Here is a 203-nt window from a genome sequence, read left to right as displayed (position 1 = left end):
GCAACTCCCGCGGCATCCAGCCCGCGGGCCGCACGCCCGAGGAGCTGCGCGAGCTGGTCTCGCACGGGGGCGCCGAGCTCGCGCGGGCGCCCGCCGAGGTCATCATCGAGTGGGCCGCCGCCACCTTCGGCGAGCGGTTCTGCGTGACGTCCTCGATGGGCGACGCCGCCCTGGCGCACCTCGCCTCGACGGTCGTGCCCGGG

General features: G+C 77.3%; 1 pseudogene. It reads left to right on the top strand.

The window, feature by feature from the left end:
- Nucleotides 1-203: pseudogene (locus tag QWY28_RS24340) on the top strand (phosphoadenylyl-sulfate reductase); the annotation flags it as partial.

Source organism: Nocardioides oceani (genome assembly GCF_030412965.1).
Lineage (GTDB): Bacteria > Actinomycetota > Actinomycetes > Propionibacteriales > Nocardioidaceae > Nocardioides > Nocardioides oceani.
The sequence above is the reverse complement of the archived record's forward strand: the minus strand, read 5'-3'. Positions and strand labels throughout refer to the sequence as shown.